The sequence below is a fragment of the Chloroflexia bacterium SDU3-3 genome (assembly GCA_009268125.1).
Taxonomy (GTDB): domain Bacteria; phylum Chloroflexota; class Chloroflexia; order Chloroflexales; family Roseiflexaceae; genus SDU3-3.
On the sequence record WBOU01000011.1, the window covers coordinates 1 to 13,053 of the forward strand.

General features: G+C 67.7%; 8 protein-coding genes. 6 read left to right on the forward strand and 2 right to left on the reverse strand.

Going from position 1 to position 13,053, the window contains the following annotated elements:
* A partial coding sequence (gene yicI, locus F8S13_17725) for an alpha-xylosidase (GenBank protein KAB8141583.1) occupies positions 1–1,323 on the forward strand: 1,323 nt, incomplete at its 5' end.
* Here yicI and F8S13_17730 read toward each other — a convergent pair.
* Positions 1,320–1,502, reverse strand: a complete 183-nt coding sequence (locus tag F8S13_17730) for a hypothetical protein (GenBank protein KAB8141584.1) — start codon at positions 1,500–1,502, stop codon at positions 1,320–1,322. The genes yicI and F8S13_17730 overlap by 4 nt on opposite strands.
* A 314-nt stretch (positions 1,503–1,816) precedes the next feature.
* Here F8S13_17730 and F8S13_17735 point away from each other — a divergent pair, with 314 nt between their 5' ends.
* The 5 genes from F8S13_17735 (at position 1,817) to F8S13_17755 (ending at position 12,408) form a co-directional block, all read left to right on the forward strand.
* Positions 1,817–8,401, forward strand: a complete 6,585-nt coding sequence (locus F8S13_17735; GenBank protein KAB8141585.1) for a DUF4157 domain-containing protein — start codon at positions 1,817–1,819, stop codon at positions 8,399–8,401.
* 30 nt (positions 8,402–8,431) lie between these two features.
* Complete coding sequence (locus F8S13_17740; GenBank protein KAB8141586.1) at positions 8,432–8,911, forward strand: hypothetical protein; 480 nt, start codon at positions 8,432–8,434, stop codon at positions 8,909–8,911.
* Positions 8,912–9,098: 187 nt separating this feature from the next.
* Positions 9,099–9,419 carry a hypothetical protein gene (locus F8S13_17745; protein KAB8141587.1) on the forward strand — a complete coding sequence of 107 codons (321 nt, stop codon included), beginning with the start codon at positions 9,099–9,101 and terminating at the stop codon, positions 9,417–9,419.
* Positions 9,420–9,502: 83 nt separating this feature from the next.
* The gene (locus F8S13_17750) at positions 9,503–11,551 is read left to right on the forward strand and encodes a sodium:proton exchanger (protein KAB8141588.1); all 2,049 of its coding nucleotides are present in this window, start codon (positions 9,503–9,505) and stop codon (positions 11,549–11,551) included.
* Between the two features lie 167 nt (positions 11,552–11,718).
* Positions 11,719–12,408 (forward strand): DJ-1/PfpI family protein, encoded by a 690-nt coding sequence (locus F8S13_17755; protein KAB8141589.1) that lies wholly within the window; start codon positions 11,719–11,721, stop codon positions 12,406–12,408.
* Positions 12,409–12,465: 57 nt separating this feature from the next.
* Here the strand turns inward: F8S13_17755 and F8S13_17760 are convergent, their stop codons facing one another.
* Complete coding sequence (locus F8S13_17760) at positions 12,466–12,876, reverse strand: response regulator (protein ID KAB8141590.1); 411 nt, start codon at positions 12,874–12,876, stop codon at positions 12,466–12,468.
* Positions 12,877–13,053 lie beyond the last annotated feature (177 nt).

The following is a 13,053-nucleotide window of genomic DNA, read 5'->3' on the forward strand; positions in this document are numbered from 1 at the left end:
CGCCTCAAGGCCCGCGGCCTGCACATCTCGGCCTGGATCAACCCCTACATCGCCCAGCGCTCCCCGCTCTTCGCCGAGGGCGCGGCCAATGGCTACCTGATCAAGCGCGCCAACGGCGACGTCTGGCAGTGGGATCTCTGGCAGCCCGGCATGGCGATCGTCGACTTCACCAACCCCGCCGCCTGCGCCTGGTTCGCCGACAAGCTGCGCGGCCTGATGGCCATGGGCGTCGATACCTTCAAGACCGACTTCGGCGAGCGCATCCCCACCGACGCCGTGTACTTCGACGGCGCCGACCCGCAGAAGATGCACAACTACTACACCCAGCGCTACAACCAGGTGGTGTTTGATGTGCTAGAGGAAGGCCGCGGCAAGGGCGAGGCGGTGGTGTTCGCCCGCTCGGCCACGGCGGGCGGCCAGCAGTACCCCGTGCACTGGGGCGGTGACAACGACTCGACCTTCCCCTCCATGGCCGAGAGCCTGCGCGGCGGCCTCTCGCTGGGCCTCTCGGGCTTCGGCTTCTGGAGCCACGACATCGGCGGGTTCGAGGGCATGCCCAACACCGCGCTCTACAAGCGCTGGATCGCCTTTGGCCTGCTGTCCTCGCACAGCCGCCTGCACGGCTCGTCCTCCTACCGCGTGCCCTGGCTGTTCGACGAGGAGGCGGTCGACGTGCTGCGGCAGTTCACCACGCTGAAGTGCCGCCTGATGCCCTACCTCTACGCCCGCGCGGTGGAGGCCCACACGCAGGGCGTGCCGGTGATGCGCGCGATGCTGCTGGAGTTCCCGGACGACCCGGCCTCGGCCACGCTGGACCGCCAGTACATGCTGGGCGACGCGCTGCTGGTGGCGCCGGTGTTCAGCGCCGAGGGCAAGGTGACGTACTACGTGCCCGCTGGGCGCTGGACCAGCCTGCTGAGCGGCGAGGAGCTGAGTGGCCCAGCGTGGCGCACCGAGACGCACGGCGTGCTGAGCCTGCCGCTGCTGGTGCGGCCCGGCACGGTGCTGCCGCTGGGCGCGAACGACCAGCAGCCCGCCTACGCCTACGCCGAGGGCGTGACGCTGGCGGTCTACGCCTTCGCCGACGGCGACGCGCGCACGGTGACGATCCCGACCACCACCGGCGAGGTGGCGGCCACTGCGACGGTGCGCCGCACCGGCGACACCCTGACCGTGGCCTGGGATGGCCCGGCGGGCTGGGCGCTGCGCCTGGTGGGCCAGGCCGCCACGGCGGCCCAGGGCGGCGCGCTGGCCACCGAGGGCAATGATACCCTGCTCACCCCGGCGGCGGGCGTCAGCGAGGTCGCGATCACGCTGGCCTAGCACCCACGAGCAACACGCCTGCTTGGGCCACATCCAAGCAGGCGTGTGTCCACCCCCAGCGATCGTCCATCCACCCCCAGCGGTCGTCCATCCACCCCCAGCGGTCGTCCATCCACCCCCAGCGGTCGTTCATCCACCCCCAGCGGTCGTTCATCCACCCCCAGCGGTCGTTCATCCACCCCCAGCGGTCGTCCATCCACCCCCAGCGGTCGTCCATCCACCCCCAGCGGTCGTCCATCCACCCCCAGCGGTCGTCCATCCACCACCACGGCGCATCGCTCCACCACCACGACAAATCCTTCCACCTCATATTCTGTCTTCGAAAATATCTATGCAAAAGACCTTTCTAAGACCGTTGCAAGACACCCCAGAGACGCCCGCTTGCTAGGATCAGCTGGCAACACAGCCGAGCCAAACAGCATATCGATAAACTCAGCACGCCATAGCGTGTACCGCACATATCCACCGATAACACTGCCAGCAGAGGGGCGCTATGTCGAAAAGCGCAGCACGTGCAGCCAGCACCTCCCCCAGCCCATCCAAAGCAAACCCGACCGCAAGCGCGCCCAGCCATGACACGGCTCCGGCGCGGGCTGCGCAGCCGCGCATAGCGCAGGCCATACCCGCCATACACCCGTTGTGGACTGCGCCGCTCTTTGGCCTAGCGCAAGGCATCCAGGCCAAGCTTGCGATCAGCCAGCCGGGCGACGCCGACGAGCGCGAGGCCGATGCCGTGGCCGAGCAGGCCATGCAGCCAGCCCCAGCCCAGCCGCACATCCAGCGCTGCGCCTGCGGCGGCCAGATCGGCCCCGATGGCGAGTGCGCCGCCTGCAAAGCCCAGCGCCGCACCGCCACACCCGCCGCCAGCATCCCCAGTGGCGCGCCGCCCTCGGTCGCGGCGGCGCTGCGCAGCCCGGGCCAGCCGCTCAGCGCCGCCGTCCGCTCGCACCTTGAGCCGCGCATGGGGGCCGACTTCAGCCAGGTGCGCGTGCACACCGGCACAGAGGCCGCACAGTCCGCCCGCGACCTCGGCGCGCTGGCCTACACTGTCGGCCACCAGATCGTCTTCGCCCCCGGCCAGTTCCAGCCCGACTCTCACGCGGGCCGCAGGCTGCTCGCCCACGAGCTTGCCCACGTCATCCAGCAGGGCGCGGCCCACAGCAGGCTCGTGGTGCGGCGGGCCACGCCGCGCATCCAGCGCGCGATGGGCACGCTCTGCTACAATCCTGGCCATGCATTTGCGCCCAACCCCCTCCTCGCCTCGGCATTCGGGATCATTGCGCACAAACTCATAGCCGCCGACTACCTCGCTCGCATGGGTGCTGGAGCATCCGATGTGTACTTCGATGATTCGTTTGCTGGGCCGATCGATCCGAAATTCAGCCGCTTCATCAAACGCAAGAATCCGGGCATGGGGCGATTCGCGCGCGCCTTCATCGCCACCACACTCAAGCGGCCAGACATGCTCATCCACGATGCTACCCGGCAGGAGTACGAGGAGGTTAAACCCGCATCACTCTCGGGAGTAACCTCGGGCATTAGGGATCTCACCATCATCGACTTCTACATGAATCTGATCGCCCTACCCTATGTCTATGGCACATCGTATACGCCTTCATCGCACATACCTATCGGCTCTACAAGCGTTGGGGGGGTGCCGGTCGAGTTCTCGCTGGGCGTGTGGCGATACCGATCGGGCCTGATCGTGTACCAGCTGTGCATCCGCACCGACTGGCTAAAAGTCACCCTCTTCGCCGCCGTCGCCGCGCTGATCGCGCTGATCATCGCGTTCTTCCCCGAGCTATCGCCCATACTGGTGCCTGCACTGGCCGCAAACGATCCGGAGGCCAGCCCCGCGCAAGAAAGATCTGCCATAGCGCAGGGGGACGCCGCGGCAAGCCCGGTCGCCCAGGCCAAGCTCGAAGTCAGCCAGCCAGGCGACCCCGACGAGCGCGAGGCCGACGCCGTGGCCGAGCGGGTGATGCGATCCCCCGACCCGCAGGTCGAGAGCGGCGCTGCGCGAGACGACGCAGGCGAGCAAGCTGCCTCACCCGGCAGCGCCGATGATAGCGAGACACCGATCGCAGATATTTCGCCTGATGGCGCGGCGGAAGATGGCGGTGGCGCGCAGACGCGGCTGCCCTCGGCTGCGGCAGGGCCAGCCAACGAGAGCCGCCCCGGGGGAATTACGCTGGCCACCGACATGGCAACTGCGCCCATCCAGGCCAAGCTTGCGATCAGCCAGCCCGGCGACGCCGACGAGCGCGAGGCCGAGGCCGTGGCCGAGCAGGCCACGCAGGCCGCCCCAGCCCAGCCGCACATCCAGCGCTGCGCCTGCGGCGGCCAGATCGGCCCCGACGGCGAGTGCGCCACCTGCAAGGCCCGCCGCGCCGCAAGGGCCACTGCCAGCGCCGCCGCAGCGCAGGCCACAGTCGCCGCCGCGCTGCGCAGCCCGGGCCAGCCGCTCAGCGCCGCCGTCCGCTCGCACCTCGAACCGCGCATGGGGGCCGACTTCAGCCAGGTGCGCGTGCACACCGGCACAGAGGCCGCACAGTCCGCCCGCGACCTCGGCGCGCTGGCCTACACCGTCGGCCACCAGATCATCTTCGCCCCCGGCCAGTTCCAGCCCGGCTCGCCCACGGGCCGCAGGCTGCTCGCCCACGAGCTTGCCCACGTCATCCAGCAGGGCCGCGCGGGCGTGCCGCGCCCGCCGATCCAGCGGCAGAGCGTCGGCGGCGCGGCCCCAGCCACCGCCGACGAAGCCACGCCCAACCGCGCGATCCGGATGCAGGTGGCGCGCGAGCGCAATGTCTTCTGGTGGAATCGGCTTGAGCTAGCAAGCCTTCAGATCATCCGAACCTACAACCCGACCGAACAGCCGATCGCCTACGCCAACCGCACCCTTGAGCTGCAGCGCCTGCTGCGCTCGCGCAGGCTTGACCAGCGCACCATCCATAGCCGCCTCGACCCCGATGGAATCTTTGGACCACGGACCTTCCTGGTGCTGCGACAGATCGCCCAGCACCAGGATGAGTACGCCGCCGACATACCTGCCATCCAGGGGGCGGGGTTCGACATCGCGTGGGCAACCAGCAACCCACGGGGCACCGCGCTCGCAACGGTAAACGCGCTGGCCGATGTGCTGCGCCCGCGCATCATCGCCCAGTGGCCGACCAGGGCAAGCAGCGAGGCCGTGCTGCGATTCTACCGGTCGAACTTCTACATGATCCAGCGCGACCGCGAGACCATTGATCGCCTGCTCTTCCCCACCGGCACGCCCGAGGGTATAACGCGCGAGGATCGGCTCGAGATCCTCTCCCGCGTGTATGGCGGCACCAGCCTCAGCGGCACCGCCGCCATCCTGCGCGTCGAGCGAGCCTTCCTCCACCCCTTCGACGAGCAGCGCACCTACGAGAGCGCCCAGCGGAAGCCCGCCCACGCGGCGTACTTTCGGTTTCGCGCCATCCTGTCCGAGGCGGTCGATGACATGACCAGCACGCTGGGCATCCAGCTGCCGCAGAATCAGACCGGGCGCGAGGTGCAGGCCCAGCTCGCCACCCAGCAGGTGCTCACGCCAGGGCATGTCTACGCTGGGCTGGTGGCGCTGTACTACCTGCCCGCCCTTGACGAGACGCGGCGCGCCGAGGCCGTGGCCGCAGTGCTGGCGGCCCGCGCGGCACGTGAGCAGGCCATCCAAGAGAACAACCAGACCGCCGCACGGCAGCGCGCCGACCGCCTGGTGGCGCTGATGGATGGGCCGCACGACCGGCTGACCTGGGCCTTCTCGGTGGAAAGCGTGCTGCGCGAGTTCCTCGGCCAGGCCCATTTCTTCGAGCTTGTGCTCGACGACCTGGCCACCCGCACCGGCGATGATGTCTCGCGGCTCTTCACCCAGGTGGGGGAGAGCAACCATTTCACCACGATCGCGCTGCTCGTGCGGCTCGCGCTCGACACGCGCTACCGCAGCGATGCGCGGGTGCAGGCCGCCATCCGCCAGCTCAACACCATGCGCCAGAGCCACCAGGAGCATCGCTACGTCATCGGCCAGACCCCTGCGGTGCTGCTTGATGGCACCGACCAGCTGGCCGTGGGGCAGGTCGCAGGCGACGTGCGCGGTGCCTACCTGCGCGACGAAAGCGTCGAGCGGCTCAAGGCCGCCCGCCAGGCCGAGCTATCGCAGGAGATGAGCCGCCAGTCGATCTTGCAGGCTGGCCGCATCGCATCCGGCGAGGACACCGCCACCTACACCCAGGAGGAGCTGGCCCGCAAGATCACCGGCGACGCCGTGCGGGCCATCGGCGGCATCCGCGAGGAAGACCGTGAGACAATCGATTATGAAGAGAGCGTGCGGCTGCTCGGCGTGCGCCAGATCACAGTAGATGGCGTCGAGAAATACGAGGTCGAGTATGTGACTGTGTACCGCGAAAATGGCGGCCAGTGGAATGAGATCGCCGACTCGCGCGGCTGGCATAGCGACTCCGACTTCGAGTATCGGCTGTTCATGTATCGCTTCTCGCAGAACGCCGATGTGATCCAGACAACCGCGCTGATCGTCTCGTTTGGGGCGGTGGCGCTGCTGGCCTGGGAGCTAGGGGCGCTGGCGTTTCTGATCGAGCTTGGCGGCGGCCCGATCGCGGTGGGGGCCTCGATCTCGATCTCGGCGCTGATCTACATGGTCACCCACGACCACTGGACGGTTGAGGGCTTTATTGTAGCGGGAATCCAGGGCTACCTGGCCGCCGTCGGGTTCCGCCTGATTGCGCCAGTGGGCGGCGCGGTGGGCCGCTGGATCTTGCCCGCAACCCTCGCCGAGGCCTCGTTCCTGCGGCTGGCGAGCGCGTGGCTGCTCTCGCGGGCGGCGGTGGGCGGGCTCACCGGGCTGGTGGGTGGACCAGCGGCTCTGTTCGTCGAGGATCTGGCGCGCATTCTTATGCACGGCGGCGGGCTTTCCTCGCTCCGCGCCTACCTGGGCAGCGCCGCGCTAGGCTTCGTGCTCGGCATCGGCTTCGAGCTGGCAGGCAGCCTGCTGCTCGCGCCGATCTTCCGCGCCGGTGGCCGAACGTCGCTGCAGACGATCGAGGCTGTTGTGCTGCAGCTGCGCGAACACCGCATCACGCCAACCCAGTGGCTGGCCGAATCAACCGGCGCGCTCTCGCGGCTGCGGGGGTTCCTCTTTGCCAACCTGGATGCCGACATCGCTCAGCAGATCCAGCGCGTGATCGCCGAGAAGATCCTGCAGGTATCCAACAACTATGTGACTGGGGTGCGCGTCACCATCTTCCGCCAGATCTTCGAGCTGGCCGAGATCGAGCTTTCGCGCGGCGCGGTGGCTGGCCTGGAGCGGATGCTGGCCGCCAACGCCGGGCGGCTGACCAACGACGCGCTGGTGAACCTGCTGCGGGCGGCCGCCCGCAGCCCTGGGCGAGCCAACGCGTTTCTGAGCGTGCTGGGCGCCTCGGACAACGCCCTGATCGAGCAGATCATTACCAACAACCAGCTGCGCATCCTTTCCGAGGCCGAGACGCTGCTGGGCCTGGGCAGCACGCGCCCCCCTGCCGAGATCAGCGCGCTGCTGCGGCGGTTCAGCGCCAGCGCCGAGCAAGCCGAGCTGTTTGCGCAGCGGCTGGGGCGGCTGCGCGAGGAGCTGCGCGGGCCGCTGCTGGATGCGCTGCGCGACCGCGGCACCGCTGTCTCGCCAGCCACCCTGCTGCGCATGGCCGAATCGGGCACCCCGCTCTCCAGCGAAATGCTCAACACGCTTGAGCGGCTGGTGCGCGGCACCCGCAGCCTGCCCGAGCTTGAGGCCGCCCTGGGCGCAATGAGCGACCCCCAGGTCGCCGCATTTCTCGCCATGGCCCGCACCATGGGCGACGCCGAGCTGGCAGCCTTCCTTGAGTTCAACGCGATGCTGGGAGGGCGAGGCTTCGCCCAGTTTGTCGATGAGCTTGGGCTGCCGATCATGCGGCGGCTGCTGAGCGAGATCCCCGATGTGGGCATGCTGGTCACGGCCTTCGGCGGCGACGATCTGCGCGCGCTGATCGCCGCCATCGAGATCGATCGGCTCAAGCGCCTGCTCACCAATAGCAGCGCAGCCGAGCTGCAGATCTTTGCCCAGCCACAATTCCTGGGGCTGGCAGCGCTGCGCAGCCTCGGCACCGATCTGAATGGGGCAGAGGTGCGCGCGCTGGTGGGCACCTATGGGCCAGACACCGTCCGCTGGGCAGCCGAGGGCCTCGTAGGCAGGCAGGCTTCGCTGCTGCTGGCACAGCTCAGCACACCCGTCCCCGCTGGGCTACGCACGATCACCAGCAGCCAGGCAAGGCTTCTGCTGAGCGACTACCGGCCAGCGCTGCTGAACCAGCTCGCGCCAAGCGTGTCGGGCCAGCACCTGTGGGAGTTCCGCATGGCCGTGGGGGCCGAGTCGGCGCGGCGGCAGGCGCTCTTCCGCCAGGGGCGAGGCGAGCTTGACTACCTGACCCGCTACGGGCAGGCGCTGCAGGCGGCGGGCGGCCCGCCGAGGGCGCTCACGGCGACTAGCGTCACCGTCGACACTCAGTTTATCGAGTATGTGCACTATGCGCGCGACAAGATCGCGCGTGGGCAGATCCCAACGCAGCCCGAGCAGACCGCGCTCAACTACTATAATCAGCTGGTGGCAACCCATGGCCCCAACCTTGATCTGCGGGTGGCCAACCAGACCATCGCCGAGGTTGGCGAGCACTCGGTGCGGCGTGGGGTATCCTTTAACCAAGCGCCAGGCCGCAGCGCGCTCGCCATCCCGCCGGGAGCGCGCGAGACACAGGCCTATGCCGACCTTGTCGCCATCCTTGAGCGAAACGCCGTGGGGGGTGGCGATGCCGCCGCCGCAGCGGGCGACCGCAGCGCGGTGGCCGATGCCTTCTTTGCGGTATCGCAGCGCGGCACGCCCAACGACTTTGTGACCTTCGACCGAGGGATTGTCAATGGGCTGGCCCGGATTGCCAACATCAACCCGCAGGTTGCGCAGGCCAATCCCTTCACCGTCGCCATCACCGTGCAGGGCCGATCCTTCAGCCTACGGGTCAGCTTCTTACGTTAGCCGAACCGCATGATAGCGCGAGAGTAGCACATGGAATTCGACTCCTTTGCAGCCGAGCTGCGCTGCCCCACCTGCCAGACCATCGCATCGGGAGACATGCTTGCCCTGATGCAGACGCGCATTCAGGCCGACCCAAGCGGCAGGCTTCTCTATGTCGGAGATCGCGTAGATGTTGCCCCTGGCGGGCCAGCCAACAATGGCTACCTTGCGGTGCGCCCAGCCCAGGCGCACACCGCAATGCATCTGCTGGAGGTATGGACCTGCGGGCGCTGCGCCAGCGGGCCAAATTGGGCCGAGGTTGTGATCGAGCGCGGGCTTATTCAGTCCATCACGGCGGTGCCGCTCAGCCGCGCTACGCTCGATCAGATCAACTATATCACCGATGAGCTGGTGTTCTACTTTGATGAGATCACCGGCGTGCCACTCTACCAATTCAATCAACAAGCCCCCCCCGAGCGGCGCAGCACCTTGCAGCCTAACTGGCTCGATCTGCTCTACAACAGCCTATAGATCTGCATGCGCCATGGCTCGATCTGCTATTTCAGCACAAAAAGGGCAGCCAATCCGCTTGCGAAAGTTACCCAACACATGGTATACTAGCCATGAATGTTGGGTAACTTTTATCCGATAGGCAGCCGCCCATATGGTGCGGCCTGCCACGCACACGCAGAGTATCTCTATGGCTTGGAAAACACCTGTGGTTTCACAGGGCACCCTCCACATCCCGCTTGAGCATATCAGTATCGACGTTGGGTCGGCGGCATGGTTCGCCTGGCTCGCCGAGGATGCCCACTGCTCGTTCCACTTCTCCCACAGGGCGGGCGACTTCACCGCCCGCAAGGAGCGGCGGCAGCGCGGCGGGCACTACTGGGCGGCCTACCGCCACTGCCACGGCAAGATCTACAAGCTCTACCTGGGCAAGCCAGAGACGCTAGACGAGGCTCGGCTGTGCGCTTGTGCACAAGAACTGGCACGGACTATTGGCAACAGTGAGGCGATAGTGGCACCCAACCCATAGGCCGCTGATTGCTGCGGGGTAGGAGAATCCTTCGCCGTGGACCGCCGTTGCACCGACGTGCCCATCGACAGAAGGAGAACCCTATGCACCACTTCCAACTGCTGATCGACATCGCCATGGCGCTTGTCGCAGCCTTCGCCGGTGGGCTGCTGGCCCGCCGCCTGGGCCTGCCCACCATCGTGGGCTACCTGCTGGCCGGCATGGCCATCGGCCCTTTCACCCCCGGCTTTGTCGGCAATATTGAGGACATCAGCCAGCTGGCCGAGCTGGGGGTGATCTTCCTGATGTTCGGCGTAGGGCTGCACTTCTCGCTGCGCGACCTGTGGGCCGTGCGCTCGATCGCCATCCCTGGCGCATTACTTCAGATGGGGATAGCCGCCGCGCTGGGCTTTGGGATGGCCCAGCTGTGGGGCTGGTCCATCCCTGCAAGCCTTGTGCTAGGCCTAGCCATCTCGATCGCCAGCACGGTGGTGCTGCTGCGCGGGCTGATGGACAGCGGCCAGCTCAACACCCAGGCCGGGCAGGTGGCGGTGGGCTGGCTGGTACTGGAGGATCTGGCCACCATCCTGATCCTGGTGTTCCTGCCGGTGCTCTTCGCAGGCGAGGGCGGGATCACGTGGCAGTCGGCGGGCGTGCCGCTGCTCAAGGCCGCCGTGTTCGTGGCCGCCATGCTGCTGATCGGCGGCAAGCTGCTGCCCTGGCTGCTGACGCGGATCGCCTTCACCGGCTCGCGCGAGCTGTTCATCCTGGCGGTGGTGGCCGCCGCCGTGGGCACGGCCATCAGCTCCGCCGAGCTGTTCGGGGTGTCGCTGGCGCTGGGGGCCTTCCTGGCGGGCGTGGTGCTGGGCGAGTCGTCGGTGAGCCACCAGATCGGGGCCGAGGTGCTACCCTTCCGCGAGATCTTCGCGGTGGTATTCTTCGTGTCGGTGGGCATGCTGGTGAACCCCAGCTACCTGGTGGCCAACGCCGGGCAGGTACTGGCGCTCACGGCGCTGGTGGTGGTGGGCAAGGCCGTGATCACCATGCTGCTAGGCCTGGTGCTGCCCAGCTCGGGCCGCACCATCCTGGTGGTGGCCGCTGGCCTGAGCCAGATCGGCGAGTTCTCGTTCATCGTGGGCCAGGCGGGCGTGGGGCTGGGAATCCTCTCCCAAGATCAGTACTCGCTCATCCTGGCCAGCTCGCTGCTGGCGATCGTGCTCAACCCGCTGCTGTTCAAGCTGCAGCCCCGCGCCGAGGCCCTGATCCAGCGCGTGCCCTGGCTGTGGGCTAGGCTGGACCGACAGGGCCAGATGCCCGACCTCGCGGCCCCGCACATGGCCGACCACGTGGTGATCGTGGGCTATGGCCGTGTGGGCGCGCACATCGTCACCGTGCTGCAGCGGCTGGAGATGCCCTACCTGGTGCTGGAGAGCGACGCCCGGCGCGCCGCCGACTTCGCCCAGCAGGGCGTGCCCATGCTCTACGGCGACGCCGCCAACTCCGAGATTCTGAGCCACGCCGGGCTGGCCCACGCCCGCGCCCTGGTTGTGACCCTGCCCGACGAGGCCGCCGCCGAGATGGTGGTGGGGCTAGCCCGCCGCGAGGCACCCGGCCTGCCGATCATCGCCCGCGCCGCCACCCAGGAGGGCATCACGCGGCTGAGCGCGCAGGGCGTGCAGGATGTCATCCACCCCGAGCTTGAGGGCGGGCTAGAGGTGGTGCGCCACACGCTGCTGACCCTGGGCTACCCCGCCACACAGGTGCAGGCCTACACCGACGCCGTGCGCCACGACCAGTACGACACCACACTCTCCACCGACGCCGAGCGCCGCTCGCTCGACACGCTGCGCAAGGCCATGCGCGGCCTGGATGTGGCATGGCGGCAGCTTGAGCCGGGCAGCCCGGCCCTGGGCCAGAGCCTCGCCGAGGCCGACATGCGCGCGAAGACCGGCGCATCGGTGATCGCGATCATCCGCGAGGGTCAGGCCATGCCCAACCCCACCGCAGACACCAGCCTGCGCGAGGGCGACATCCTGGGCGTGATCGGCAGCCCCGATCAGATCGCCCAGCTCGACACGCTGCTGGCCCCGCCCGCGAGCGCGCCGCAGCAGCCCGCCGCACCGCAGCAGCAGCCCCACACACTACCCGCCTAGCCAGCGTGGGCAACGGCCCCGCTGGCAGCTTTCGCCAGCGGGGCCGTTGCGTTCAGAACCACATAAGCACGCGCCCGAAAGCCCGCGCACCATCCTGTTGGCAGTTTCCCGCTGGCGTCGCATGCGCTACACTAGAGACCCGTAGCCACCGATGCAAAGGAGCGATCATGAATACGACCCACGGACTGTCTGTCGGGATGCTGCTCTTCCCCAACCTCACCCAGCTCGACCTGACTGGCCCCTACGAGATCTTCGCCCGCATGCCAAACACCAAGATCACGCTGCTAGGCGAGACTATGGCGCCGGTGCGCAGCGACCGCGGCCTCAGCCTCCTGCCCCAGCAGACTTTCGACGAGGCCGGGCAGTTCGATCTGATCATGGTGCCGGGCGGGCCGGGTGTCACCCCGCTGATGGAGCACGAGCCGACGCTGGGCTTCCTGCGCGCCCAGGCCGCTGGCGCGCGCTACACGACATCGGTGTGCACCGGGGCGCTGCTGCTGGGCGCGGCGGGGCTGCTGCGCGGCTACCGCGCCACCACCCACTGGATGTCGCTTGATCTGCTGCCGCTATTTGGGGCCGAGCCGTGCGAGGCCCGCTATGTGGTGGACCGCGACCGCATCACCGGCGGCGGCGTGACGGCGGGGGTGGATTTTGCCCTGGCCGTGGCCGCCGAGCTGTATGGCCGCGACGTGGCCCAGCGCATCCAGCTGATGGTCGAGTACGACCCTGCGCCGCCCTTCGCAGGCGGCACGCCCGCCACCGCCCGCCCCGAGCTGCTGGCCCAGGTGATCGAGCAGGCCCGGCCCCTGCAGGAGCAGCGGCGCGAGATCGCCCAGCGCGTAGCATCCAGGCTCTAGCCACGCAAAAAGGCGTGGGGCGCTGCTGCCCCACGCCTTCTACCATGGCTTGGATGCCTAGTTGATCGGCAGCAGGCTCTGCAGAATGCGGATCAGCTCGGCGGTGGAGAACGGCTTCTCGACAAATAGCGTGACGCCCGCCGCAAACGCATCATCCTGTGCGCTGTGGTTGCCCGAAACCATCACGATCGGGATGCGATCATTGCGCAGGCGCACCGCGCGGATCAGCTCTAGGCCGCCCATCCGGCGCATCTCGTTATTGGTGATGATCAGGTCGGCACCCTCGTGGTCGAACACCGCCAGCGCATCCGCCCCATCCGCCACGGCGGAGATGCGCACCGATGGGTAGGTGCGTGCAATAATACGTGTAATAATTCCCCGGACGCTGTCGGTGTCGTCGGTGACAATGATATGGTAGGTCGTTACCACAGCCTCATGCCTTTCGTGCCAGCACAATACCCTTCTTATTTATGAACGGCTCTGGCGCTGACTATAGCAAGCGGCTGTAACGGCCCTATTACGCTCTATCGCTTTGAAATGCGAAATAACGACCCTCTATCGTAGTAGCAGGGTCGGCAGCTGTGGCAGATCAAGCCACAAAAAAGCAGGGGCGGGGCTATGCGCCCCGCCCCTGCCTGGCCCACC